This is a genomic window from Bacillus sp. GW823-FHT06B01, from assembly GCF_058952315.1.
Genome location: NZ_JBXAHR010000001.1, coordinates 1273733 through 1299998 on the forward strand (window position 1 = coordinate 1273733; position 26266 = coordinate 1299998).

The window sequence follows — 26266 nt, forward strand, 5'->3', positions numbered from 1 at the left end:
GGTGGTAAAATCATTTCTCGTGTTAGGAAGCTCACACCCTTGGCTTCCCTCTCTGTAAACCGTAAAAATGATTTCATATCCTTATCGTTACTTTTCGTTCATGTCTATTTGTTAACTTATTATAGTTATCAACTTTTTAAAAAGCAAGCCTATTTTTACTAACTATTTTCAAAATCATTTTTTATTATATTTCACAATAACATTTTACAATTGCCGCCCGATTTACCTATTTTGTTATTTCTTCATTTTGTAAATCCACAGTTCATATATAAATATCCCATTCTAAAATGCGTAAATATCCACCTTACAAAGATATATTAATAAAGTTTTTTTAATACAATCTTTTCGTATAACTTTCTTCTAAAGAACGTGCAACATCTTCTTCTGAAGCATTCACTTTTGCATGCTCCAGCAACATTTTTGCTGCTGAAGGTAACTCTTTTTTATTTAGCCATGACTCTGAATCCCACATTTTTGAACGAATAAAAGCTTTCGCGCAATGAATATAGCATTCCTCTATTTCAACAACAATTCCAAGTAGCGGATTGCGTCCATTTACCTGCATTTTTCGCAAAATTTCTTCGTCGTTTGTTATATACGCTCGGCCATTTATTCTGAGTGTCTCCCCAAGACCTGGAATGAAAAAGATTAATCCTACACGTGGATTGGAAATAATATTCAAAATGGAGTCTATACGACGATTTCCTGGTCTTTCTGGAATGATAATTTTTTTATTATTGAGTACGTATACAAATCCAGGTGCATCTCCTCTCGGCGAGGCGTCACACTCTCCTAATTTATTTGCCGTAGATAATACTAAAAAAGGAGATTTAGACAGAAAGTCTACGCAATGGTGGTCTAATGATGAAATAACTTTTTTTAAAGCTCGTTCACTTGGTTGCCCCAATATTCCCCGTAATTCTTCCTCTGTTGAAATAATCGATTTTATTTTCTTACTTTCTATTCCCACTAATAACGACCCCTTTTTCTTTATTTTCCCAAAATTCAATACGATTATTGTATAATAAAATTTGCAGAAAGGGGAATTAAAATGACAGAGTGGTTAACAATATTTGATTCTGAAAGAAATACACTTGGGAAGAAATTACGTGATGAAGTGCACCGTGACGGTGATTGGCACGAAACATTTCATTGTTGGTTTGTAGAAAAAGATGATGAAGATATGTTCTTATATTTCCAATTACGCTCTAAAAATAAAAAAGAAGCTCCATGTATATGGGATATTACTTCAGCTGGACATATTATGCATGATGAAGATGTACAAATTGGTGGCCTTCGTGAAATTGAGGAAGAATTAGGGCTTTCCTTTCAAACTACTGATCTAGCATACAAAGGAATCTTTACAATAGATTATGAAATTTCAAATCTTACGGATCGCGAGTTTTGCCATATGTATTTTCACAATGTCATCAATCCACTTCCATTCGCACCAGGTGAAGAAGTAGATGATGTGATGAAAGTACATGCAACTTCTTTTCTACAACTATTAAAAAGAGAGATTTCATCTTTTACAGCTATTTCTGTTTTAAACAATAAGCCGATAACGATAAAATTTGAAGATATTTATCCATATGATCTTGCATACTATGAATTCGTTGTAGAACAAGGAAAAGAATTACTAAAAAATAATAGTTTATAAACAAAATAGGACTCCCATTTTAAAATACTTGGGAGTCCTATTCTTAATAGTGGATGATTGACAATACCCGACTGATTTAAACTCCACTTCATTTTCTCTCTTTCGATGTTTGAAACATACTTGGCAGCGTTACAAAGCGTGCCCCTTTCGTTTTTAACTGCGGAATAAATTTATCTAGCGCCTCTACAGATCCTTGTAAATGCCCACCTGGGGTTGAATGCTGAAGGATGACACTGCCAGGAAATGAATTCCCTAACACATTATTTGTAATCGTATCAGCGCTTACTCCTTTCCAATCAACCGTATCAACACTCCACTGTACAATCATAAAGTTTTGCTCTGTCGCCCATTTCAATTGATTTTCAAGTATTTCACCGTACGGTGGACGTATAAACTTCGGTGCATAACCAGCTAAACGATTTAATATTTCTTCTGTTTTTATAATTTGATTACGGTACTCAGCATCAGTTACTTTCGCTAAATTCGGATGGCTATACGTATGATTACCAATTACATGCCCTTCATTCGCAATACGTTTTACTACATTCGGATACTTTTCTGCGTTTTCACCAAGCAAGAAGAAAGTCGCCTTCACATTATGTTGTTTTAACTTATCTAAAATTTTCGGCGTAAATTCTAAATCTGGTCCATCATCAAATGTAAGAGCTACTTCCGCTTTATTGTACGGCCCTGAAAATGCGTACGCATATTTTTCGACCCATGAAAATGGTGTCCACGATCCACGCTCATATGCTTTCATTTGTACTGTATAGTTTTGAGGGATATATGCGTATGGCAATGAGCTTATATAGTCTCCATAATAAAATGAGTTATATGGCATATAGGCGTACGAAACATCTCGTTCTAGTCCCCATTCATATGGGGCAAACATTTCTGACGAATAAAAATAATACATGATAAAAACCTCCCTAAAATTTCATATGTGATTCATCTGCACTTTGTTAGAGAAATTATTATTCATGAACAAAAATAAGACTGTCCATAATTTGGACAGTCTTACTGCTTTATACAATTAATAAATCGATGCACTATCTTTCGGCAAAGCTTTTACATGTTTTAAATAGCTCGTCACTCTGTCATCATCACCTTGCGGGTATTGATATCCATATGTGTTAGCAATTTCATTCGCTACTTCCCTAAATAAATTACCCATGATAAAGAATGACTCCCATATGTTTTCATATTCTGCATTAGAAAAAGTTCTTTTAAATTGCTCCCACATATCTTTTTCAATATATTGCTCGAAATGCTTCCCAAACTTTCCTGCATTACCTGTAAAGTCTGTTTTCATACCAATATGCCATTCTAGCATTACGATGAACATATCTCGTACTGGACCATCAAGCATCCCTTTCGCATAAGAAAGTTCTTCTCTCCATAGTCCTTTCCCTACATTCGTACTACACCACCAAAATTCATTACAGCAATCTAAAAACTCTTTTTCTGTAGGCTTTTTTATTAAGTAGTCCCTATCGCTTGCTGGTGGAAATTCGTCAATACAATTATCTTTATCAAGAAGCAGTTTACTTAAACTATCTTGCCCAACGAATGTATGTATCAACTCAACGGGAACTAACGTTAAATCAATTCGGTTCCCATCCATAAACTGCATTAAATATGGAAATTTCCCGTCTTCATCTGCTGGAACTAATGACATTTCTTCCGGCATTTGTACAATCATTATTTCTCCAAATCTCTGAATCCAATTATGATTAGACGTAAAAGATTGTATATCATTTACAACATACATAATATCATAGTCTTGAAAACAATCTTTTTTCACATTTGGATTTGCACGTGACCCATTCATGATGACAGCCCGAATTCTTCCATCCTCTTTTGCTGTACTAATAATTAAGTCTAACATTTCTTTTTCAGTTCTCATCTATTCCTAACCTCCAATTTTTATATAAACTTATATTTCCAAGTATGTTGGAGGTCCACGAGCTAGCTGTGTTGTACACGATACATGTTATAATTTTTGAAACATCTTTTTCATCTTTTTACCACCTTTCGTCATTCTTTTACGACTACCATTACAAACCCATCGTATCCTTTACTTCCGACAGTTTGAAGCGCAGTAGCACTTACACGTGGCTCTGCAGCTATTAATTCATAGAAGCGACGTATCCCTTGTACGCGAGGATCGTTACTCGTATTGTCAATAACTTCTCCTTCACGTACTACGTTATCACCAATAATTATAGTACCAGGGCGTGATAGTTTCAGTGCCCATTCAAAATAAGTAGGATTATTTTGTTTATCGGCGTCTATAAAAATAAAATCAAATGGTTCATACTTCTCATTTGCGATTTGCTGTAAAGAATCTAAAGCTAATCCTGTTCGCACTTCAATTCTATTATTCAAATTGGCACGCTCAATATTGCTACGTGCAATTTCAGCATGCTTTTCACTTGCCTCCAATGTAACAACTCTGCCTCCAGTTGGCAATCCCCTTGCAAGCCATATCGTGCTATATCCGCCTAGAGTACCAATTTCCAAAATGTTTCGAGCTCCTTGAATTTGTACTAATAGTTGCAAAAACTTCCCTTGCGTTGGCGATACATCATGTGCTGGTAAATTAGCTGCAGCGTTTGCTTGAAGAACTTCTTCTAATGTAGAATCTTTCGGTATTAATACATCACTCACATATTGATCAACAGCCGTCCATTTCTCAATCGTACTCATGTAAATACCATCCCCTTCAATTTCTCAATGCTTTTCTACCATTTACTCTTAATTATACCGAAAATTACGTCTCATACACAAAAAATAAAGAAGGGACATCTACTCCATTACAGAATAAATATCCCTTCTTTTGTTTATGAATTTATCCCTTACGGATTAGTAGACCAAAGTCCTGCTGATTTAATAAATGTACGTTTATTTAATTTCAGCTGCGCTACAATAAACTCTGCAATATCTTCTGCTTGCATTACTTTATCTGGGTTTCCATCAGTTAACCCTAAATCTACAGCCATATCAGTAGCTACTGTACTTGGAGTTAAAGCTGTTACACGAATGTTATGTTTGCGAACTTCCATCGCTAACGATTCTGTTAAGCCAAGAACACCAAATTTAGAAGCGCTATATGCACTTGTTACAGGTGCACCTTTTTGTCCTGCTGTAGATGAAATGTTAATAATATCACCAGATTGTTGTTCAATCATGCTTGGTAAAGCTGCACGAGTTGCATAGTATACACCCATTAAGTTTACTTGAATGATTTTTTCCCAATCAGCAACATCTAGTTCTAAAAACTTACCGAATTTAGAAATACCAGCGTTATTAATTAAAATATCGATAGATCCTAAACCATTTTTTAACGTTTCAATTGCAGTCGTTACCTCTTCATATGAAGATACATCAGCAGTCGCAATAACAGCTTTTACGCCTTCTGCTTCTACTTCTTTCGCTACAGCTTTTAAATTTTCTTCTGAACGAGCTAAAAGACCTACATTTACGCCCTCTTTCGCTAATGCGATCGCTACAGCACGACCAATCCCTCTACCTGCACCTGTAATTAAAGCATTTTTACCTTGTAATAATTCTGCCAAGTATAACACTCCTTAATCGTCTCAGTTGTTTATTATTATATTAAAAGTGTAACTATATTTATGTAAAAAGGCAATGATGCACTTTCATGTGCGTAGGTTACTTGTAGGTAACTATGGAAAGTTTTTATTGATAAGTCTCATGTTTTTGCCATAATTCATGTAAAATAAAAATAAATCCAGCATAGGAGAGTGTATGTGTATGAAAAGAAAAAAATGGTTCTGGTCACTAACTGCAGTCGGACTATGTATCATATCGTTTGCGCTGTACTTTATATTTGGTAATCCACTACATTATAAAGTAATAGAAAAAGATACTAATGAATATCTCCATACTATAAAAGGATATAAGCAAAAAGACATACAAAGCATAACCGGAAAATATACTCCTCTTTATAATATCGGCTATTATGCAGATGTAGTATTTACAAACGAACCTTATTTTACATACTCTTATACGTACGATAATAATAAAAAAATAATACAAGACAACGGGATTTTAGGAAGACATACTGAGTCATTTGAAAACCTTCATTTAAACTGGTCATTGTTTGACGAGTTAGTAGACGGGATTCATACAAACTTGCAAGAAAAAGGTTTAAGTGAACAGAAAGATTATTCTATACGTAACGTTCAATTCATTGATATAGATGATGATAAAAGTGGTGCAGAAGCATACGTTGACTTTACAAAAGATAAAGAATCACATTATTCATACCGTATGAATAACGAAGGAAAAGCTTATCAATATAGTTGCAGTAACGGGAAATGTATTTTTAAAGAGAAATAGTGTTAGAAGAATCTCCTCCTAACACTACTTTTCTTCATATTTAAGAATACAAACAATAAATTCCGTACCATTCCCTTCCTCACTCTCGACTTTTATTTCTCCTTGATGTAGATCGACTACTTTTTTTACTATCGCTAATCCTAAACCACTTCCTCCATACGCACGATTTCGTGAAGAATCAGCTTTAAAAAACCGTTCAAATATATGTTGTTTTTGTTTTTCAGATATACCAATACCCGTGTCACGAATACGTATTTCTACGAATTTCTCATGTTCCTGTAACTGGATTGTAATTGTCCCACCACTTGGAGTAAATTTAATACTATTATGAATTAAATTAATCCAAACTTGACTCATACTTTCTTGGTCAGCAGTTATATGCACTTTTTCTAAATCAAGTTCTAATTCAATTTCTTTTTCAGCCCAGAGCGGTTCACTATTTAATACAATTTGCTTTAACTGTTGATCTAATCGATACGTCACTTTTTCTGGTGTATACTCTTCCGATTCTAAAAGAGTTAGTTTCAATAAATTTTGACTTAGTTTGGATAATCTCGTCGTTTCTGTTTCAATAATGGTAAGATAATGCTTTCTTTTTTCCTCGGAAAGATTATCGTCTTGTAGCGCTCTAGCAAAACCTTTTATAGATGTTAATGGTGACTGTATTTCATGTGAAACATTCGATACAAATTCCTGACGCATTTTCTCCATCGCATTCAGTTCATCTGTCATATCATTTATGCTTTTTACGAGCACACCAATTTCTCCATCATACTTCTCTTCATTTCGTATTTTTACGGAGAAGTCTCCTTTTGCAATTTTTTGTATCGGTTCAATAATAGTCCAAATCATTGCCTCTCGCTTCGGTCTCATTAATACTCCAATCAATACCCAAATAAGAACAATAAATACAAAGCCGACCATATCACTAATTAAAAAAGTAATAAAAGGCGATACTTGTATTTCAAGAGCATTCATTACACTTGATGATACATAAAAGGCTATAGACCAAATTATAGTGAGAAAAGAAAAGAGAGCTATTATCGCTCCAATTACTTTCAGTATCTTCACCTTATTCATTCGCTCTCTTCTTCTCATTTACTTACCTCTAAGCGATACCCTAAGCCTCTTATCGTTTTAATACTAAATTTCGACTTCTCTTCTCGGAACTTCTCACGCAAACGATTAATATGAACATCTAGTGTACGTTCATTTCCTTGAAAATCATATCCCCATACATCTTCAATTAATTGTTCTCTTGAACATGTCCTTCCCGCTTTAGAACCTAAAGTAAATAGCAATTCGAATTCTTTTAGCGGTAACGTAACTGTTTGTTCTCCGGTTGTAACTTCAAATGTTTTACGATTTAACAGTACATTTCCAACTTGAATCGATTGCGATACTGTAATTTGGTAACGTTTCAATAACGCCTTAACTCTCACTACTAGTTCTATCGGATCAAATGGTTTTACAAGATAATCATCCGTACCAAGATGAAACCCTTTTACTTTTTGAGATGTTTCTCCTTTAGCAGTTAGCATCAAAATAGGGATATCATAGTATTTTCTTAATTCAAAACATACATCAAATCCATCCATATTCGGCATCATGATATCAAGAATAACCATATCAACTTTTACTTCGTCTATTTTCTGAAGTGCATCTAGTCCATCAATTGCCTCATATGTTTGAAAACCTTCTCGTTCTAAAAATACAGAAACAAGTTCCCTAATATGCGGATCATCGTCCACTATTAAAATGTTAGGTATCAAAGAAACCATTTCCTTTCTAATTCGCATCCTTTATAAAACTTTTAAAAATGAATCATTAGTGGAGTAAAAACCCCACTGATGATTCATTTTATAATACGCCCTCTTTAATTTTCAATTGTTGCGTTGCAAATTCACGATACATATCATGTGTCTGTAATAATTCATCATGTGTACCGCTTCCTGTAAGATTCCCTTTTTCTATAAAGATAATTTTATCTGCATCCACAACAGTAGAAAGTCTATGTGCAATAACTAATGTTGTTCTGCCTTTCATTAAGTTATTTAACGCTTTCTGAACGACAGACTCTGATTTACTATCTAGACTGGAAGTTGCTTCATCTAACATAAGAATTTGTGGATTTCGAAGTAACGCTCGAGCAATCGCAATTCGTTGTCTTTGCCCTCCTGAAAGCTTCACGCCACGTTCTCCAACTTCTGTTGCGTATCCGTTTGGCAAATCATGAATAAATGCATCAACATATGCCATCGCTGCTACTTTTTCAATTTCTGCATCTGTCACTTCACCCTCAACACCGTAGCAAATATTATCAAGAATTGTCCCATCAATTAACGGACTATCTTGTGAAACGTAACCAATTTGACGTCGCCATGATTGCAATGAATAACTCGTAATTGAGTCTTTTCCTAATTTAATAGCACCGCTAGTTGGCTCGTAAAAACGTTCTAATAGTGAGAATAACGTCGTTTTCCCGCTACCACTTGGTCCTACGATTGCTGTTACTTTTCCTGATTCAATTGTGAAATCAATATTCTTTAAAACTTGCTCTTCTTCGTTATACTCGAAATGTACATTTTCAAGAACGATCGGCTGCTTAGCATTTGTGACCTTCACACCAGTTTCATGATCTTCTACTTCATATTCTAAAATCGTATTAATTCTTTCCGTTGCACCAATCGCCTTTTGAAATTGTGTAAAGAACATAGATAATTGACTCATTGGCATTATAATTTGAACTAAATATAAAATAAACGCTACTAGTTCTCCTGTTGTTAATGCACCGCTAGAAACTCGCATTCCACCATACCCTACGATAATAACAAGCAATGCCATTAAAACAAACGACATAACTGGTGAAATTAACGCTTGCACTTTTCCCTCTTTCAAACCAAATTGTAATAGCTTTTCAATACCTTTATTTCCAGTTTCATATTCCTTTTTTTCTGTGTTCGAAGATTTCACTAAACGAATTTCTGATAACACTTGTGTTAATACACTAGTAAAAGATGCTGTTTCATCTTGAAGTGCTTTTGAAATTTTATACATTTTTCGTCCAAGCGGAACTAAAATGAGTACTGATAATGGAATAACCGTTAAAAGTAAAAGTGTCATTTTCCAATCTAAAACAAATAATACAATTAATGATCCAACAATTGAAATACCGCCTGTTAATAAATTTGACAAATGCTCAGAAATTAACGTTTTCACAACTCCTGTATCATTTGTCATACGACTAATTGTATCGCCTGTTCTATTTTGATCATAATAAGTTACCGGTAAAATAAGCACCTTTTTCCACAAACGTTCTCTCAGTCCAGCTACAATTTTCTGTCCAATATAATTTAATAAATATATAGACAATCCTGCAGCTATAGTTTGCATAATAAAGAATGCAACTAGCCCAACAATTTGCCCTGTACTAATTGAAGAAAGTGAAAAATTATCTACTAACCCCTTCGTTAACATCGGAATAAATAAACTCGCTCCCGTAGAAAGCAAACTCATTAATAATGCAAAAGCAAGAATCCCTTTCGGAGGATTTGTATCTTGAATAAGGCGTAAAAACTGCCTCCAGCTCCCTTTTTTCTCCATCTCATTTCTAACTTCCATTTTTGTTCATCTCCTCGTGTTCAACCAAACTGTTCTTTCTAAAAGTAGATTACTATACAAATGTAAACTGAATGTAAACACACTTTTTCTGTTTTTACAAAATATACATACAAACGCATCTTTACAACAGATATAAATATCTGATATTATTACCTGGTACTTAATATTATTCTATGTGAATTATAGATAACTAATTTACAATACTGTATAAATCTCCCGTTATTGAAAGGAGTATCCTTTTTGCAAACAAATATACATTCCGAAAAGGAAACAATCATTTTTATTCATGGATTAGTCGGTAATCGTCGTGCCTTCAAAAAAGAGCATAAGCGATTTTCCGCCTCTTACAACATTATTACTTATGACTTATTAGGTCACGGCGACGATAAAGGAGAAGCTATCGAATTTTCATTACAGCGCCTCGTAGATCAACTATTGAAATTATATGAAAAAGAAGGTATTACAAAAGCTCATATTTGCGCTCTAAGTTATGGCTGTTATATCTCTACAATTTTTGCACAAATGCACCCAGAAAAAGTATTAAGCATTTGTCATATTGGTGGACATTATAATAATCCATCCCTTTTATATAACGTATTTCAAAAATTTTGGGAGAAGCGCGGAGACGAATACTCTAAATGGCTCTCTCAATATGCAAATACCATTTTTCCAAGTGGCATATTAAAGGCAAATCCGTTCGCAGTCATTTCAAGAAATATTTATTACCGTTTCGGATTGCAATTACATTCATCAATTATTTCCCAATCATTACGGCATCGTTTAGAATTCGATTTAAAATCTAAATTAAAATCACTTACCCACCCTATATTATGGGTAATGGGTGAACATGATCATCTCTATAAATCTTGTCTTTTTGATTTAAAGTCCGTTCTTCCTAACGTTTTATATAAAGAAATACCGTTAGCAGGACATGCAGCAAACTTATTTCGTCCGAACTACTTTCATGACCTATACGCTCGATTTTTAAATGGGAAGTTACAGTAAAAACTACTACATTCCCAATTTACTCAACTATAAAAAGGCTTCCCAAGTTTCCCTGGAAAGCCTTTTCTCTATACGAAAAGTATATAAACTACTTTTTCTTAGTATGCTTTTGTGTAACCTAACATGTGCTTGCTCCAGTAAGAGTTACTTACAGAACTAATACGTACACCAGTTGCATCAGTTTCTGCACTAATGAACTGACCGTTTCCTAAGTAAACACCCATGTGAGAAGGACCTGATTTATAAGTATTTTGGAAGTATACTAAATCACCTGGTTGTGGATTGCTAGTTTTTGTTTTAGAGCTCCAGTATCCAGCAACTGTTTGACGAGCGCCTTTATGACCAGTTTGATTTAATACGTAGTGAATGAATCCACTGCAGTCAAAACCAGCAGGTGTTGTACCAGCAGTTCTGTATGGTGAACCATTTAAAGATCTAGCGAATCCAGCGATTGAAGATGTATCTCCACCTGTTGTTGGTTTTTGTACGTCTTTACCTGGTTGTTGAACGTTATTTGTAACGTTATTGTTATTTGTAACGTTGTTTACTCCGCCTTTTACAAACTTAACGAAGTCTGCACTTACGTAACCTGTACGGCCGTTATGGTTAATTTTGTACCAACCATTTTCAGCGCCAGTAACGTTTAATACTTTACCTTGTGTTACGCCACCGATTACAGCGTTGTATGTAGCTGGGCCTGTACGTACTTTTAAAGCACCAGTGTTAACAACATAAGAACCACCAGTTTGAACTGTAGTAGTATTGTTGTTTGTAGTTGGTTGTTTTGTTTCGTTAGATACAGCAGAACCACCTTTTGTTACGAAGTCTTTGCTTACGTATCCAGTTCCACCATTGAAGTTGATTTTAAACCAATCTTGTACTTCTCCAACAACTTGTACTGTTTTTCCTTTATTTACAGAGCCTAATACTGTATGAGATGTACTTGGGCCTGTACGTACGTTTAGTGAAGAAACGTTTACTGTGTAAGTACCAGTTCCTTGTTGAACAGTAGTTCCTGTTTTACCACCAGTCGTTACGAAGTCACCACTTACATAACCAGTTTGACCGTTTACAGTTACTTTGAACCAACCGTTTTCTTGTCCAATTACTTGTAGTACTTGACCTGATTTCACTTTAGAAATAACGTTATGTCCTGTACCAGCACCTGAACGTACATTTAATACATCAGCTGTTACCGTGTATTTTAATTCAGAAGTTGTTTCTACCTTTTTTGTTTCAGTTACAGTCGTTTGAGTTTGAGTTTGTCCATTAATTTCTTTTAGCGCCTCATTTGAAACTTGTGCCTGAGCAGAATCCATACCTGGAACTGCAACACCTACTACAGAAGCTGCTGCTAAACCTGCAATTACTTTTTTCATAAGTTGTCTTTACTTCCTTTCCCTACTATCCTCTTAAAAAAACTTATAAACTTAATACATTACAATATTATCAAAGTAAAATATTCATTAAGTTCCATTTTTTAACAAGAGTTTTATTTTTCACACAGAGTTCATTTTAAACGAATGAAGTGAATTCCGTGTGAACTTCATGTGAACTTTACCATTAAACTTAGTATTTTTGCAATGCTTTTTTCAATTCCCTTATATATTTCAATGAAAATTCGACATTTCATTCATTATCTTAATATACATTTTCTATCCACTTTGAAAAACTCTATTCATCTAATCCAATGCAAAGAATGTATTTCCTAGTAAGTTCCTTCCATGAAGCATACTCTTATCATGACAAAAAATACTTTTTTTATCAATAGTATAATATTTTTAGAAAACTATTTTTGATACTATCTATCGCTTTTAAAAGATTTGACGATTTGTAAGATTTAACTTCAAAAATTCTGTTCTAATTTGGCGAAAATGTACATTCCACTAACTATTTTTCACTGCATATGGAATTTTTAGGATATTTATATTATCATATATATAGTGGTATCTTAATCTATACAAGTTTTATCCACCCTACCCGGAAACCAATCGAAATTTTACAGGTCGGTATTCTCCACGTAGTATCGAATTTTGAGAGGGAAGTCTTATTGCCCGCAAATATTGGGATTAAAAAAGGAGGTATATTTATGAAAAACATAATAGATGATCCTATAAATAAAAATATAGAATTGTACTCTGCTTTTTTTCAATTCGTTTCAATTATTACTTTACAAAAAATATCAACTATTGAAACACGTAAAAATGAATTAAAAGATCAGATGAAAAATTCCTATCAAAAAAATCCTTATTACTTATAAAAGGTGAACAGGTTGTATCCCTGTTCACCTTTTATCTCGCATTATTTATAAATTTTTACACGATTTTCTAAAGGTTGGTATTCTTTTTCACCTGCAGGTACCACCGGTTTACCAAACGGCATTTGCGCAGTGAGTTTCCAGTTTTCTGGAACTCCCCATTCTTTTCTTACTTCTTCATCAATTAATGGGTTGTAATGCTGCAATGTAGCACCAAATCCTTCAATTTCTAAAGCTGTCCAAATTGCAAATTGTAACATTCCTGAGGATTGCTGTGACCACGTTGGGAAATTCTCTTTGTATAATGCAAAGTTTTCTTGCAATTCTTCCACTACTTGACTGTCTTCAAAGTATAAAACCGTTCCATAACCACTTTTAAATGCATTCATTTTTTCTTCAGTAGATGCAAAGTTATTTTCAGGTACAATTTTTCGTAACGTTTCTTTCGTAATATCCCATAACTTATCATGTTGTTCTCCTAGCAAGACGACAACGCGGGCGCTCTGAGAGTTAAAAGCTGAAGGTGTATGTTTTACAGCATGATAAATCACTTCTTGAATTTTTTCATCAGAAACTACTTGCTCTTTACTAATCGCGTAAATAGATCTTCTGTCTTCAATTGCTGTGTAAAAATCTTTTACCATCATAATTCCCTCCAATTTTCATTTGAGGCTTTTTCATATGTATACATCATGTTCCGCCTCTTAAAACTTATCATTAATAAGTTTCTAACTTTATACTATCAACAAACAATAATAAACTCAAATAATAACACTCACATTTTTTACCTTTTCACTTCCTAATACTAACAATAAAAAGGCAATTTATTGTTACCGATAATAAGTAACAACAAATTGCCTTGCTTATATGATGATCCAACTCAGTATTTCACTTAATTAACTAAGCCAAAAGCATAAGACATTAGCTTGTTCGTCTCTGTAAAACGCTGCGTTTTACCTTTCGTTCCCATTACAACAGTAATAATACGAGTATCACCTTGTTTTGCTGTACCCGTAAAACAATACCCCGCGCTATCTGTAAATCCTGTTTTTAATCCGTCTATTCCTTCTATATATAAAGCTTTATTATTTTTGTTTAACATATCATTTGTACTTATAACATTAATATTATTAAATGCTAACTGACTTTGACGTAAGTGAGTCACTTCTAATATTTCTGGATAGTCTTTTATTAGATGATACGCCAAGTTTGCTACATCAGCAGCCGTCATCTTCGTCTCACTTCCATCAGGTTCTTGTAGTCCTGATGCATTTGCGAATTTAGCATAACCCGACATTTTTAACTCCTTCGCTTTTGCATTCATAAGCTGAACGAAATCTTTCTCCGTCTTAGCCATATGTTCTGCTAAAGCTACAGCCGAATTATTTGCCGATTCAATCATTAATGCATGGTACAAATCTTTAACAGTCAATGTGTCATTCACTTGGACTGGGATTCTCGCACCCTCTGTTTGTGCCGCTTTCGTACTCATTTTCACCGGATCTTCCCAGCGAATTTTCCCATTATGTACATTTTCTAATAGAAGATACGCTGTCATCATCTTAGACATGCTTGCTGGCGCAAAAGCTTCTTTTTCATTATGTTGATAAATAACTTCTCCATTACTCGCATCAATAATCATAGCTGCTTTTGCATCAATTTTCGGTGGTATGTACTTTGGTGGCACTACTTTTTCAGCTAATCCTGTTTTAGGTAGTTCTGCCACCTGTAAAGGTTGTCCCTCTATATTTGTTGCACTCTTTTGAGTTCCTTGGAATAAGAACCAACATATCCCTAAAATAATGACTACTAGGATCGTCAGCCTTCCCCATTTTAACCGCTTCATTTCAAAACTCCTTTAGCAAACCTTTTATACACTCACGTTTAACCATAACAATAATTACTTTATATCGTCAAGGTAAAAAGCATATTTATTCATCTAATACATTTATGTTACACTAATAATACCGAAATATAAGAATATTCAATGATAAATATTAGAAACTCATAATTCAATAGAAAGGATTCTTACGATGCTACTTCCAAAACCATTAAAATACGGAGACACAATCGGCATTTATTCGCCCTCTTCACCAGCAACCTACACTTCTCCTAAAAGATTTGAACGAGCGAAATCTTATTTACAAAAGAAAGGATTTCACATATTAGAAGGTTCACTAACAGGTCGATATGATTATTATCGCTCCGGCAGTATACAAGAGCGTGCCGAGGAACTGAATGCTTTAATAAGGAATCCTAATGTATCTTGTATTATGTCAACAATTGGCGGTATGAATTCCAATTCCTTATTACCTTATATTGATTATGATGCTTTTCAAAATAACCCTAAAATAATGATTGGCTATTCAGATGCAACAGCTTTATTGCTAGGAATTTATGCCAAAACAGGAATCCCTACATTTTACGGTCCGGCACTCGTCCCCTCCTTTGGAGAATTTGAGCCTTTTGTAGATTATACATACAATTATTTTGTAGAAACATTACTACATGATCAATCGCTTCCTTACAACATAAAACAGCCTTTATTTTGGTCAGATGAATTTATTAATTGGGAAGTGAAAACGAAAGAAAAAGAACTTAAACCAAATAATTGGATTTCCGTAACAAATGGACAAGCTACTGGACGTATTATTGGAGGGAACTTAAATACAATAGAAGGAATTTGGGGTAGTCCTTATATGCCATGTATTCAAAATGGGGATATTTTATTTATTGAGGATAGTTCAAAAGATGCAGCTACTATTGAAAGAAGCTTTTCATTACTTAAAGTTAACGGCGTATTTGATAAAGTTTCAGGTATTATTCTTGGAAAACATGAGCAGTTTGATGATTGTGGTACAAATCGCAAACCTTATGAAATATTATTAGAAGTACTACAAAATCAAAGAATTCCTTTATTAGCTGACTTTGATTGTTGTCATACCCATCCGATGATCACTATGCCGATAGGTGCTCAAGTGAACATGGATGCAACTAATAAAACAATACATATTTTAGAACAATGGAAGATATAAAAAACACTTATATTATAGGAAGAAAATATTATAAACTTTCCATTAGAAAACAGAAAAAAGCTCCGTTCATCACAAACGGAGCCTTTTTATTATTGTCCTAAATTTTGAACCTTGTCTTTCAAATCACGAACTTGATCTATCGTCTGCATAAGCTCAGAGTTTTTAAATTGCTCTACATCCACTTTACCTTCTTCTATCTTTGCCATCGCCGTATCAATTAATGTGTTTAACTTTTCGTTATATCCGACGATTTGCTGATGAAGATCCTTTGCTACATCAGGTGGCGTTAATTCATTGAAAGCGGGTATATCTTTTTTAATTTCACTAAGCTTCGTTTCTAATTCTTTTCGAGCTTCGCTATCATTAACGGCTTTTTCAGCTAATGCTGGTGCATCATTTGCAAATGCACTTATTTCATTTACGTAGTCTGTCGCTTTCTGAGCATAATCTAAAGAGTTCTTTCCTTGCTCTACTAGTGAACATCCCATTAAACCAATTGAAACTATAAATACTAATAAAATTGATTTGATTTTCATTTTAGACTCCCTTCGTCTTTATAATTGTCTACAATTTTCTCTATCATAACTTCTAGCCAAATTGCCTATACCCTTTTTTAAATAACTATCTAGACTCTTACATGTCCTATAATCGTTACCACATCTACTTCTATGTGTACGCTAATAATATCTTCAATTATATCCATATATCCTTGTCCTATAGCTGCTCCATAGTGTAATGTAAGCCCCTTTTTTTCATACACTGACTTTGGCACCGAAAAAATAAATCTCCTCAAGTTTCTTTCATCAGCTGGTTCCATAATTAAAACAATCCCATCCTCATCAAACATATACGCTCGCCCTCCAACTTTACATTCACTATGGCTCAGTATTGCCTTTGTCAGCTAAATTTAAAACCTAAAAATAAGATGCACATCGCTCTATAATTAAAATAAGAAGCATTAATTCTTTTTTTAAGGTTAATGCTTCTTCAAAACTTCGATTTAACTGCCCATAATCCGTATTATGCGAATTATTTCAATTCCCCTCAATTCTTCATTTCCGGACAATATAGAGTACATCAGTTTCAGATAAACCAAATTTCCTAGCACTTCTCATTCCTTGTTTTTCAGCTATGTTATACAATTCCACCTTAAATCCTACATTCATTAATCGTTGTATAAATCCTGATCGATTATAAATCCTTACATGTTCTTCATGACCAAAAGCTAATCTTCTCAATTTTGGCGTTAAAATTAATTCATTCTCTATAATACTATCTACATTCATTACGATTGGCGCTTGAATAATTCCCCATCCATTTGTCTTTAATACTCTATATAACTCTCTCATCGCTTTTTCATCATCTTGAACGTGCTGTAATACATGACCACATAAAATCACATCAAATGTATCATTTTCATATGGAATTCTAGTAACATCAATTTCCTGCATTAATGGATCCTTTGGTTCAATATCTCCACATACATATGTAATGTTTTTATACTGGGCAAACCAACTTCTTAACTTCGCTTCAGGTGCAATATGAAGCATAGTATCATTTCCACTTAATAACTCCGTTTCCATTTCAATATATACACGATATAACCTTTCACGATCCATCGAATCACATACCGAACAAATTCCCGTATCTTTATTCCACATCTCAAATTTATATTTTGGAAAATCATAATGTTCTGGCCAAGGAGAAAATTTTTCAAATTGTTGATTGCAAAATTGACAATAGCATACTTCTTCCTCAAATATACGATTAACTAACTTATTTAATTCCCTCTCCATCTTTTCATTATCAATTTGATTTAATTGTCCATTTTTTACCGCATCCTTAATTATTGACACCACATTTTCCAAACAATGAGTTAAACACGTTTTATAATCTTGCTCACGATTTAAAAACCCACTATTATATGCATCTATTATTAATTCAGTCCATTCTTCAATTGCCCTTAATGTAAATTGCATTTGTTTTTGATTTTTCCCACCATGTTGTCTAAAATAACTAAGAGGTTCCTCTATATAAACTACATTTCCTTTCTTCATCATATCTAGCCATGTTGCAATGTCATTAATAGCTGAATAACCCTTTCCCTTAAAACACCCAAAAGCCCCTTCAAAAAATTTCCGATTAAACAGAACTGTTGTAGGCTCACCAACTACATTTTTTAAGTTTTTTAACATATAATTACCTAATTCTTTCCCTTTAAAAAGTGTAGTTTCTTTTGCAATTTTCATATTCAATGTTGATGGTGGTAATACTTTTCCATTCTCATCAATTAATTCCCGATATGACGTCACAAATGAAATGTTTTCTAGTCTAAAAAAACAGTTCATCATTCTTTTAATCTTTTCAGGATGAAATAAGTCATCATCTAATAAAAAGTTTATATAATCTCCATTTGCAAGTTCTATACACTTATTAAAGTTCTCTGCTTCTAATCGAGGTTTATTTTTAACATATGTAATACATTCATATTCACTTAAATATAGTTGGATCATCGCTTGAATTTCACCGTTTGTACTATCGTCAGAAATTATTATTTCAATATTTTCATATGTTTGATTCAAAGCACTTTTGAGAGCTAATTCCAAGTAATGAGGTTTATTATAGGCAGGAATAAGTATACTGACTTTCGGTAAATGAGAGTTGTTATTCCGATACTGTTTTTTCTTTTCTATATTTATTTCCTTTCGCTTAATTTGTCGGTAGTAGTCTAATGTATATAATATTGATGATGGAACTAATTTTTTTGCATAGTCTAGGAAATTAGTTATCGCTTTATATAACTCTTTTTCAGTAGATAAAAAACCATACTTTTCTCCAACTATAATACTATGTGAAAAATCCTCTACTCCATCCATAAGTTTATTAGATTCATTCAACTGTTGACCTGAATGTAATCGGAAGTAACTAAGTGTCTCTGCTATATATACTGCTTTTCCTTTACTTAATAAAGATAACCATGAGGCTATATCTACATTACATAGATACCTCCTCTTATCAAAAATCCCATACGGTTCTTGTAAATCATTTTTACGAAATAAAACTGTTGTCGGTTCTCCAATATAATTTTTTTGATCCACAATTACCCTATTTCCTAATTCTGTTCCCTCTATAATCGTATCCTCTTCAAATAAACGGACAGTTGAATAAATATGTCGTAGTTCTTTCCCTTTATCATCAATTACTTGACGATGAGATGTTACAAGCTTGATTTCATTATCTAAATCATTGAAAAAATACTTCATCATTTTTTCAATTTTATTCATATGAAATATATCATCATCCATTAAAAAATTTATATACTCACCGTTCGCTTCATTAAATAACATTAGCGCATTTTCAAATTGTCCGAGAGTTGACCTGTTTTTTATATAAATAATATTTGAATGATCACATAAGTATTTTTGTAACACATTTTCCGTTTCGTCATTCGTGCTATCATCTCCAACAATAATTTCTATATTAGAATATGTTTGTTGTAATACACTACACAATGCTTTTTCAAAGTAGCCAGGACGATTATAAGTAGGAATTAATACACTTACCAACGGAATTCGCTCTATCGCCTCTTCACTTTTTTCAAAACGATTCCCCATCTTTTCCCTCCACCTTTTCGCATATTATTTATATACGCGACATAATATCACATTACTTAAACCGTATGAAACCTTTATACTTTTATGCAAGCCCATAACAAAATATCCTACTTTTCACTCCAAAATATACATATTCAATAATTTAAGTATTTGATTAGCTGTTTTTTATACATTTGATTTCTATCATAAAATAATGTAAGACAAATAAAACGAAACTTTAATCAGGGGGGCTTCTCCATCCCTTCTGATTATCCCCCTCACCAATCGGACTTTTACGTACACCTAACTTCCTCACATCAGCCGGATCTTGCCCTGCAAATAGCGAGATAAATCTATACCTTAAAAAGAATATATTTCTTAACAAAAAAATAGCTGCACCATTAGGCGTAGCTATTTTACAATTATTACTTATTCAAACTATATTCCTTTATCTAACTCATACAGCTTACGATACTTCTCGTTTTCTTTCAGAAGTTGTTCATGACTGCCTTGCATCACAATTTGGCCACGATCAAGGAATATAACTTCATCTACATGTTCAATTCCTACAAGGTGGTGTGTAATCCAAATAACAGTCTTTTCTTCTGTTGCAGAAAACATTGTTTCTATTAAAGATAGTTCTGTCTTTGGATCTAAGCCGATCGTAGGTTCATCAAGTACAATAATTGGAGCCTCTTGCATTAGCGTTCTAGCAAAAGCAACCCGTTGTCTTTCTCCACCAGAAAACCTTTTTCCCATTTCATGCATTTTTGTTTGCAATCCATCTGGAAGAGAAGCTATATGCGAAGCTAATTGTGCTTTCTCTAAAGCTGTCCATATCTCTTCATCCGTAGCCTCTGGTTTACCGATTCGCACATTATTTCCAATTGTCGTATCGAATAAATGCGGCTTTTGATTCAATACAGAGATATATTTTGATAAAAGATTCGTATGAGCATGTTCACTATTCAATAAAACTTCACCATGTAACGGGCTTAGCGCACCTGCTAACAATTTTAACAAAGTAGATTTTCCTGTTCCACTTCTTCCTAAAATGGCGATTTTCTTTCCTGCCTTTATTTGAAGTGATACTTCTTTCAATACAAACTCATTACTATCTGGGTAACGATACGATACATTATTTAATTCAATGTCTATATATTTTGATGCAACATAATCTTTATCCTCATGTAATTCCTTTTCATCCTGTAAAACATCATTAGCTTCTACTTTATTTAGACGATGAGCAGATTCTACATATGATGGAATTCGATCGATAGCATCTGAAAGTGGAATTAACGCATTTGTCACAGATAACGTCATTAAGACGAAAGCCGCAATAACGGTAGGTGCAATCTGTTCACTTGCTGCCTCATTTCCAGTCCATATGATCATTGAAATAACTACGATCCCCACTACTAATTGAATGATACTGTCCCGAATATGATTCCAGCGCTTCATTCTTTTTTCCGTTTTTAACAACTGAGCATTTTGCTCTACATACTTATCAATGAATTCATCTTTTCTACCACTTGCTTGCCAATCAGATAACCCAAAAACAGCGTCTGTTAGTTGTTGATACAAACGGCTTCTTCCTTGCTTTAAAGTAACATGATATTGCTTCATTAAAAGTAATGATACAAACGGAAGAAGAAAAACGATAATAGCCAACATACATGCTGCAATAAGTGCAAATACTACGTCAAATGCTCCGATAACAAGTACAAATATGCTATATACAACTAATGCTAATAGACTAGGAAATATTGTACGTAAATATAGGTTTTGCAAATGCTCTATATCTTCGGATAATATACCTAACATATCGCCCGTTTGAAATCGTGAACGGAAAAATAACGCCTGCGGTTCTACTATTCTGTATAGTTTCGTTCTCATCTTTTCTAATATGCGTAGTACGACATCGTGTCCAACTAAACGCTCTAAATAATGAAATACCGCTTGTCCAATACTAAACGCACGTGTTGCAACGATAGGAACATATACAGCCATTACATTTTCTGGTCTAAGAGCAGATTTAGAGATTAAATAACCTGAAATGAAAAGTAACATCGCACCTGAACTAACTCCAAGAAGACCAAGGAAAATAGTTAAAGTCATTCTACCTTTATTTTGCTGTATATAAGGTTTAATCCAGTTACTCATCTCTATCCCCTCTCTTTCCTTTGAAAATGTAATGCCTCATTCTTTAAAAGTTCTTCATACGTGCCGCTTTTTATCATTTCCCCTTTATTTAAAATAAGAATATGATCCATCTGTTTCATCCAGTGAAGACGATGTGTTGCAAGAAATACTAGCTTACCTTCAAACAGACGTAACATCGCTTGCTTTATTTCAAATTCAGTTTCAATATCAAGATGTGCTGTAGGCTCGTCTAATAAAATAATTGGCTTTTTGCTTAGAAGTGCACGCGCCATAGCGACACGTTGTTCTTGCCCGCCACTAAGCATACGTCCACCTTCTCCAATTCTTTCATACATCCCGTTCGGAAGCGATGTAACGAGTGAACGAAGACCAACTTCATTAATAACTCTTTCCACTTCTGCATCAGCTGTATTTGTTTCATAGAAACAAATGTTATCTTTTAATGAAAGCGGGAAAATATAAGGTTGCTGCGGAATATAAGCAATATTCTTTTGCCAATCTTCTCGAGTAGACCCGTCAATTTTCACACCATTTATGATCAGATTTCCACCCGAAGGAGTTAAAAATCCTGCTAATACGTCAATTAACGTCGATTTCCCTGCCCCACTTTCACCAATTACACCTATAGCGCCGGTGCCTTTCCAAGTAAAATCAATTCCCTCTAATATAGCTTTTTCAGATTCATTATTCTTTACTTTTACATCTTGTAATTTCAAGTTACTAGAGGCATTCCATATTAAACCTACATTAGATTCTTTCGTTCCTATTTCTTTTTGTTGCTGTAAAATCTCTTCTATTTGCTCCATTGCAAGTTGTCCATCTAACGTAGCATGATAATTCGCTCCAACTTGTTTAATTGGCAGAAAATATTCCGGAGCTAAAATTAAAATCGTAAGGGCTGGCAATAGTACAATTGTCCCATCTATTAAACGGATCCCTAATCCCACCGCCACAAATGCGATGGATAAGCTCGTAAAGAAATCTAATGCAAAAGAAGAAAGAAAAGCAACTCGCAAAGTACGCATCGTTGCTTTTCTATACCTTTTACTTACTTTTTCAATCTTTCCTTCGTGTTGTTTACTTTTCCCTAAATACTTTAATGTTTCTAATCCTTTTAACGTATCTACAAAATGATTAGAAAGTACTCGATATGTTTCATATTGGCTATCCGCCATTTTCTGCGCTGCTAATCCTAGTAGGATCATAAATGTAATTACGATAGGAATCGTTACAACTAAAATGATTCCAGACTCAATATCTAACGTAAAAACATATAGTACAATTAGTCCCGGTACGATACTACTTCTAATCATTTTAGGGATTGTTAATTCAATATATGTTTTAAATTTCTCAATACCTTCAATCGATAAGGTAACCAGATGACCTGTTCCAGCAGTTTGAACATATCGTGGACCTAATGTGAAATACGCCTCTATTAATTGTTTTCGCAGTAGCGATCCTGTTTTTTCAGCGAAACGTTCCACTAATATTTGCGAAATTCGAACTAGCATATGACGTACTGCAAACGTGATTCCAAAATAAACCGTTTCATTTAACACAGATTGCACTGTTTCTCCTTGAAATAAAAACGTAATAGCCCGTGCTAAAAACACTGTTTGCCCAATAATACTTATAGCTTCTAAAATGCTAATGATTGTTAACACTACATATAAAACTCGGCTACCAGGATACGATGGAAGTCCTCTTTTTCTTTTCATTAGTACTCCAAATCTTTATCTGACTTAACAGGTTGTCTAAACACATAGAAACTCCATATTTGACTTCCCAAAACAAATGGCAATATAGCAATTGAAAAATACGTCATCAGTTTTAGTGCATAATCTCCCGATGCTGCATTATAAATTGTTAAATCGTATATTGACCCTAACGAGCTAATTAAGACACGTGGGAACATGCCGGCAAACACACTCGCACTTAGTAAAATGATTGTTAAACTTGTCATAACGAAAGCCCAACCATCTCTTCTTCTTTTATTTAATAATGTTGACGCACATAATGCTACAAAAGCTCCGATCGGAACCATAATCCACTCTGTACCATGACCAGTGAATATATCTGTTTTCCATAACCCTACACCGGCAAAAATAAGAAGTGCTATAATTGCAAGCGGTGCAATTTTCAACGCAGCAATACGTGCACGTTCTCTTAACTTACCAGTTGTACGTATAGTAAGGAATTGCAATCCGTGAACAATACAGAGCAGAAGGAACATAACTCCTCCAAGTAATGCAAATGGATGAAGTAATGGTAAGAATCCACCTACAGCATTTTTCGTTTCATCAATTGGAATACCTACCATAAAGTTAGCAATTGCAACTCCCCAAAGAACAGGCGGTAGTAAACTTCCTAAAAACATACCCCAATCCCAAAAACCTTTCCATTTATGATTGTCTATTTTCGCACGGAATTTAAAGGAAACCCCTCTTATAATTAAAGCAAGAAGCATAAATACAAACGGAATGTAAAACCCGCTAAATAAAGTTGCATACCAGTGCGGGAATGCTGCGAACATAGCCCCACCTGCACAAACAAGCCATACTTCATTCGCGTGCCAAAATGGGCCAATTGTATTTAAGTAAATTCTTTTCTCTAAATCGTTTTCCCCTAAAAACCTTGAAACTATACCTACACCGAAATCGAAACCTTCAAGTACAAAGAAGCCTACGAATAAAACTGCAATAATGATAAACCACAACTCATTAAGAGATAACATACTCTTCCTCCTTATCAAATGGATCATGGCTTTGAGAATCCTGTTTCGCTTTCTTATTCTCATGTCCTTTAATAATACGAACGAATAAGTAAATAGTGATTCCACCTATAATTAAATATAGTGATGTGAATGAAACTAAAGAGAATAATACTTCTCCGAACGTAACATTTGGAGATACAGCATCTTCCGTTTTCATAACACCGAAAACTACCCAAGGCTGACGTCCCATTTCAGTCATAATCCATCCTACTGTATTACCGATAAACGGTAGTGCAATTGCATACACCATTAATTTTAAATACCAAGTTTTTTCAGCTAAACGATCTTTTCTTGATAAGAACCATCCGTATGCTCCTAGAAGAAGCATAAATGTTCCACTCATTACCATCGCTCTAAAACTCCAGAACATAGTGTGTACTGGCGGTATATAATCTCCAGGCCCATATTTTTCTTCATATTGCTTTTGAATTTGATTCATCCCTTCTACTTGACCGCTAAATTTATCATATGATAATAGACTTAGCATATAAGGGATTTGAATTTCAAACGAGTTCTCTTGCTTCTCTGCATCAATTTTCGCAAATACTGTAAATGGCGCTGGATCCTCACTCGTATTCCATAACGCTTCAGCTGCTGCCATTTTCATTGGATGCGTCTTAATTAATTGTTGTGCTTGCGCATGACCGAAGAATAATACTAGCGCAGTTGTAAGTGTTCCAACAATGATAGAAATGCGGAACGATTTTTTAAACACTTCAGTTTCTTGAGCTTTCGTTATTTTCCATGCACTCACACCTGCAATAAAGAATGCACCAGTTGCAATTGCCGCTGTAATTGTATGCGGGAATTGTACCCATAATTGTGGGTTTTGAATAATCGCTAAGAAATCATTCATTTGTGCACGTCCATCTGCTGCCATTTCATACCCTACTGGCGATTGCATAAATGCACTTGCAGTTAAAATCCAAAATGCTGATAACATTGTTCCAATTGAAAGGAGCCAAATACATAAAAGGTGAACGCGCTTCGGTAATTTGTCCTCACCGAATACCCATAAACCTAGGAATGTAGACTCAATGAAAAATGCTAATAAACCTTCAATCGCAAGTGATGGACCAAACACATCACCTACGAAACGTGAATATGTTGACCAGTTCATACCAAACTGGAATTCTTGTAGAATACCAGTTACTACACCTACCGCAAAGTTTACAAGGAATATTTGTGTCCAAAACTTCGTCATCTTCTTATAAATTTCTTGTCCCTTTACCACGTATAACGTTTGCATTAACGCAATGATAAAAGCTAAACCAATAGACAGCGGAACAAAAAAGTAATGGAAAATCGTTGTTGATGCGAATTGTATTCGTGCCAATTCGAGCGTTTCCATACTACAATCACTTCCTTCATAATTTTTTATATCGTATTTTCGATTGAGTTGTATGAATAAAACAACTCAAATCTTAGAAATATAGAAAGATAAATTTGTTTATGTACTTTTAGAAAATATAAATTTTCAGTTTTCAAGATCATTACAAAAGAACTTTCTCATAAAATTTACCTTTTCACTATTTCAGTAGTGTTTTATCCGTTAATCGAATTGTATAATATACCTGCATAGTAAATTCAGCTGATTTTTGACGTATTATTGACATCATTTTGTCTGAAATATGTCTTTTGTCATTTTTTTGAATTAAATTTTTCTCATTACTAAAATGTATTTTTTTAATATAAGACTTACTTTCGTATCAATAAAATAATCATTTTTCTCTTCATACACTTGACTTTCTTATGAAAAAATGTCCTCTTAACCAATGAAGAAATCAGTTATTT

At 34.0% G+C, this 26266-nt stretch carries 23 protein-coding genes; 5 read left to right on the plus strand and 18 right to left on the minus strand.

What is annotated here, in order from left to right; translation table 11 throughout:
- Positions 1 to 331 precede the first annotated feature (331 nt).
- Positions 332 to 970: a pyridoxamine 5'-phosphate oxidase family protein gene (locus tag AC1Q8N_RS06615; RefSeq protein WP_098642828.1), complete on the minus strand. Its 639-nt coding sequence runs from the start codon at positions 968 to 970 to the stop codon at positions 332 to 334.
- Positions 971 to 1051: 81 nt separating this feature from the next.
- On the opposite strand from AC1Q8N_RS06615, the gene AC1Q8N_RS06620 reads away from it, so the two are divergent.
- Positions 1052 to 1660 carry an NUDIX hydrolase gene (locus AC1Q8N_RS06620; RefSeq protein WP_048543199.1) on the plus strand — a complete coding sequence of 203 codons (609 nt, stop codon included), beginning with the start codon at positions 1052 to 1054 and terminating at the stop codon, positions 1658 to 1660.
- An 88-nt stretch (positions 1661 to 1748) separates the two neighbouring features.
- Here the strand turns inward: AC1Q8N_RS06620 and AC1Q8N_RS06625 are convergent, their stop codons facing one another.
- From AC1Q8N_RS06625 to AC1Q8N_RS06640, 4 genes are all read right to left on the minus strand, one after another.
- Positions 1749 to 2576 carry a peptidoglycan-N-acetylglucosamine deacetylase gene (locus AC1Q8N_RS06625; protein WP_048543200.1) on the minus strand — a complete coding sequence of 276 codons (828 nt, stop codon included), beginning with the start codon at positions 2574 to 2576 and terminating at the stop codon, positions 1749 to 1751.
- Positions 2577 to 2693: 117 nt separating this feature from the next.
- The gene (locus AC1Q8N_RS06630) at positions 2694 to 3566 is read right to left on the minus strand and encodes an aminoglycoside 6-adenylyltransferase (RefSeq protein ID WP_493521133.1); all 873 of its coding nucleotides are present in this window, start codon (positions 3564 to 3566) and stop codon (positions 2694 to 2696) included.
- Between the two features lie 131 nt (positions 3567 to 3697).
- On the minus strand, positions 3698 to 4369 hold the full coding sequence (locus AC1Q8N_RS06635; protein ID WP_098079453.1) for an O-methyltransferase: 672 nt from the start codon (positions 4367 to 4369) through the stop codon (positions 3698 to 3700).
- A gap of 149 nt (positions 4370 to 4518) precedes the next feature.
- Positions 4519 to 5238, minus strand: a complete 720-nt coding sequence (locus AC1Q8N_RS06640) for a 3-ketoacyl-ACP reductase (RefSeq protein WP_000818985.1) — start codon at positions 5236 to 5238, stop codon at positions 4519 to 4521.
- Between the two features lie 199 nt (positions 5239 to 5437).
- Here AC1Q8N_RS06640 and AC1Q8N_RS06645 point away from each other — a divergent pair, with 199 nt between their 5' ends.
- Positions 5438 to 6025 carry a DUF3139 domain-containing protein gene (locus AC1Q8N_RS06645; protein ID WP_048543204.1) on the plus strand — a complete coding sequence of 196 codons (588 nt, stop codon included), beginning with the start codon at positions 5438 to 5440 and terminating at the stop codon, positions 6023 to 6025.
- A 24-nt stretch (positions 6026 to 6049) separates the two neighbouring features.
- Here AC1Q8N_RS06645 and hitS read toward each other — a convergent pair whose 3' ends face one another.
- The 3 genes from hitS to AC1Q8N_RS06660 form a co-directional block, all read right to left on the minus strand.
- Positions 6050 to 7123 carry an envelope stress sensor histidine kinase HitS gene (gene hitS, locus AC1Q8N_RS06650; protein ID WP_048543205.1) on the minus strand — a complete coding sequence of 358 codons (1074 nt, stop codon included), beginning with the start codon at positions 7121 to 7123 and terminating at the stop codon, positions 6050 to 6052.
- Positions 7120 to 7797: an envelope stress response regulator transcription factor HitR gene (hitR, locus tag AC1Q8N_RS06655; protein ID WP_048543206.1), complete on the minus strand. Its 678-nt coding sequence runs from the start codon at positions 7795 to 7797 to the stop codon at positions 7120 to 7122. The genes hitS and hitR overlap by 4 nt, the downstream gene beginning before the upstream one ends.
- 88 nt (positions 7798 to 7885) lie before the next feature.
- On the minus strand, positions 7886 to 9646 hold the full coding sequence (locus AC1Q8N_RS06660) for an ABC transporter ATP-binding protein (RefSeq protein ID WP_048543207.1): 1761 nt from the start codon (positions 9644 to 9646) through the stop codon (positions 7886 to 7888).
- Between the two features lie 240 nt (positions 9647 to 9886).
- Here AC1Q8N_RS06660 and AC1Q8N_RS06665 point away from each other — a divergent pair, with 240 nt between their 5' ends.
- Positions 9887 to 10651, plus strand: coding sequence for an alpha/beta fold hydrolase (locus tag AC1Q8N_RS06665; protein WP_048543208.1), 765 nt, complete (start codon positions 9887 to 9889; stop codon positions 10649 to 10651).
- Between the two features lie 98 nt (positions 10652 to 10749).
- Here AC1Q8N_RS06665 and entFM read toward each other — a convergent pair whose 3' ends face one another.
- Positions 10750 to 12030, minus strand: a complete 1281-nt coding sequence (gene entFM / locus AC1Q8N_RS06670) for an enterotoxin EntFM (RefSeq protein ID WP_000755539.1) — start codon at positions 12028 to 12030, stop codon at positions 10750 to 10752.
- Between the two features lie 710 nt (positions 12031 to 12740).
- On the opposite strand from entFM, the gene AC1Q8N_RS06675 reads away from it, so the two are divergent.
- Positions 12741 to 12911, plus strand: coding sequence for a hypothetical protein (locus AC1Q8N_RS06675; RefSeq protein ID WP_048543210.1), 171 nt, complete (start codon positions 12741 to 12743; stop codon positions 12909 to 12911).
- Between the two features lie 41 nt (positions 12912 to 12952).
- Here the strand turns inward: AC1Q8N_RS06675 and AC1Q8N_RS06680 are convergent, their stop codons facing one another.
- A complete protein-coding gene (locus AC1Q8N_RS06680; RefSeq protein WP_170957034.1) occupies positions 12953 to 13555 on the minus strand; it encodes a nitroreductase family protein in 603 nt (200 codons plus the stop codon).
- Positions 13556 to 13800: 245 nt separating this feature from the next.
- The gene (locus tag AC1Q8N_RS06685; protein WP_098079451.1) at positions 13801 to 14754 is read right to left on the minus strand and encodes a D-alanyl-D-alanine carboxypeptidase family protein; all 954 of its coding nucleotides are present in this window, start codon (positions 14752 to 14754) and stop codon (positions 13801 to 13803) included.
- A gap of 187 nt (positions 14755 to 14941) precedes the next feature.
- Between AC1Q8N_RS06685 and AC1Q8N_RS06690 the strand changes: the two genes are divergently transcribed.
- Positions 14942 to 15943, plus strand: a complete 1002-nt coding sequence (locus tag AC1Q8N_RS06690) for a S66 family peptidase (protein ID WP_098049241.1) — start codon at positions 14942 to 14944, stop codon at positions 15941 to 15943.
- A gap of 89 nt (positions 15944 to 16032) precedes the next feature.
- Here the strand turns inward: AC1Q8N_RS06690 and AC1Q8N_RS06695 are convergent, their stop codons facing one another.
- From AC1Q8N_RS06695 to cydA, 7 genes are all read right to left on the minus strand, one after another.
- A complete protein-coding gene (locus AC1Q8N_RS06695; protein WP_048543214.1) occupies positions 16033 to 16479 on the minus strand; it encodes a DUF6376 family protein in 447 nt (148 codons plus the stop codon).
- Positions 16480 to 16568: 89 nt separating this feature from the next.
- Positions 16569 to 16790 carry a hypothetical protein gene (locus AC1Q8N_RS06700; protein ID WP_048543215.1) on the minus strand — a complete coding sequence of 74 codons (222 nt, stop codon included), beginning with the start codon at positions 16788 to 16790 and terminating at the stop codon, positions 16569 to 16571.
- Between the two features lie 205 nt (positions 16791 to 16995).
- Positions 16996 to 19557, minus strand: a complete 2562-nt coding sequence (locus AC1Q8N_RS06705; RefSeq protein ID WP_048543216.1) for a glycosyltransferase — start codon at positions 19555 to 19557, stop codon at positions 16996 to 16998.
- A gap of 417 nt (positions 19558 to 19974) precedes the next feature.
- Positions 19975 to 21699, minus strand: coding sequence for a thiol reductant ABC exporter subunit CydC (gene cydC, locus AC1Q8N_RS06710; protein ID WP_493521134.1), 1725 nt, complete (start codon positions 21697 to 21699; stop codon positions 19975 to 19977).
- Positions 21700 to 21701: 2 nt separating this feature from the next.
- A complete protein-coding gene (gene cydD, locus AC1Q8N_RS06715) occupies positions 21702 to 23417 on the minus strand; it encodes a thiol reductant ABC exporter subunit CydD (RefSeq protein ID WP_048543218.1) in 1716 nt (571 codons plus the stop codon).
- A complete protein-coding gene (cydB, locus tag AC1Q8N_RS06720) occupies positions 23417 to 24433 on the minus strand; it encodes a cytochrome d ubiquinol oxidase subunit II (RefSeq protein WP_000950075.1) in 1017 nt (338 codons plus the stop codon). The genes cydD and cydB overlap by 1 nt, the downstream gene beginning before the upstream one ends.
- On the minus strand, positions 24420 to 25823 hold the full coding sequence (gene cydA / locus AC1Q8N_RS06725) for a cytochrome ubiquinol oxidase subunit I (protein ID WP_098049246.1): 1404 nt from the start codon (positions 25821 to 25823) through the stop codon (positions 24420 to 24422). The genes cydB and cydA overlap by 14 nt, the downstream gene beginning before the upstream one ends.
- Between the last annotated feature and the right edge of the window lie 443 nt (positions 25824 to 26266).

What these genes read in the sequence shown, in the direction of transcription:
- AC1Q8N_RS06620 (WP_048543199.1), top strand. Translation starts at nt 1,052, where the DNA reads ATGACAGAGTGGTTAACAATATTTGATTCTGAAAGAAATACACTTGGG.
- AC1Q8N_RS06625 (WP_048543200.1), bottom strand. Translation starts at nt 2,576, where the DNA reads ATGTATTATTTTTATTCGTCAGAAATGTTTGCCCCATATGAATGGGGA.
- AC1Q8N_RS06630 (WP_493521133.1), bottom strand. Translation starts at nt 3,566, where the DNA reads ATGAGAACTGAAAAAGAAATGTTAGACTTAATTATTAGTACAGCAAAA.
- AC1Q8N_RS06635 (WP_098079453.1), bottom strand. Translation starts at nt 4,369, where the DNA reads ATGAGTACGATTGAGAAATGGACGGCTGTTGATCAATATGTGAGTGAT.
- AC1Q8N_RS06645 (WP_048543204.1), top strand. Translation starts at nt 5,438, where the DNA reads ATGAAAAGAAAAAAATGGTTCTGGTCACTAACTGCAGTCGGACTATGT.
- hitS (WP_048543205.1), bottom strand. Translation starts at nt 7,123, where the DNA reads ATGAGAAGAAGAGAGCGAATGAATAAGGTGAAGATACTGAAAGTAATT.
- AC1Q8N_RS06660 (WP_048543207.1), bottom strand. Translation starts at nt 9,646, where the DNA reads ATGGAAGTTAGAAATGAGATGGAGAAAAAAGGGAGCTGGAGGCAGTTT.
- entFM (WP_000755539.1), bottom strand. Translation starts at nt 12,030, where the DNA reads ATGAAAAAAGTAATTGCAGGTTTAGCAGCAGCTTCTGTAGTAGGTGTT.
- AC1Q8N_RS06675 (WP_048543210.1), top strand. Translation starts at nt 12,741, where the DNA reads ATGAAAAACATAATAGATGATCCTATAAATAAAAATATAGAATTGTAC.
- AC1Q8N_RS06680 (WP_170957034.1), bottom strand. Translation starts at nt 13,555, where the DNA reads ATGATGGTAAAAGATTTTTACACAGCAATTGAAGACAGAAGATCTATT.
- AC1Q8N_RS06685 (WP_098079451.1), bottom strand. Translation starts at nt 14,754, where the DNA reads ATGAAGCGGTTAAAATGGGGAAGGCTGACGATCCTAGTAGTCATTATT.
- AC1Q8N_RS06690 (WP_098049241.1), top strand. Translation starts at nt 14,942, where the DNA reads ATGCTACTTCCAAAACCATTAAAATACGGAGACACAATCGGCATTTAT.
- AC1Q8N_RS06695 (WP_048543214.1), bottom strand. Translation starts at nt 16,479, where the DNA reads ATGAAAATCAAATCAATTTTATTAGTATTTATAGTTTCAATTGGTTTA.
- AC1Q8N_RS06700 (WP_048543215.1), bottom strand. Translation starts at nt 16,790, where the DNA reads ATGTTTGATGAGGATGGGATTGTTTTAATTATGGAACCAGCTGATGAA.
- AC1Q8N_RS06705 (WP_048543216.1), bottom strand. Translation starts at nt 19,557, where the DNA reads ATGGGGAATCGTTTTGAAAAAAGTGAAGAGGCGATAGAGCGAATTCCG.
- cydC (WP_493521134.1), bottom strand. Translation starts at nt 21,699, where the DNA reads ATGAGTAACTGGATTAAACCTTATATACAGCAAAATAAAGGTAGAATG.
- cydD (WP_048543218.1), bottom strand. Translation starts at nt 23,417, where the DNA reads ATGAAAAGAAAAAGAGGACTTCCATCGTATCCTGGTAGCCGAGTTTTA.
- cydB (WP_000950075.1), bottom strand. Translation starts at nt 24,433, where the DNA reads ATGTTATCTCTTAATGAGTTGTGGTTTATCATTATTGCAGTTTTATTC.
- cydA (WP_098049246.1), bottom strand. Translation starts at nt 25,823, where the DNA reads ATGGAAACGCTCGAATTGGCACGAATACAATTCGCATCAACAACGATT.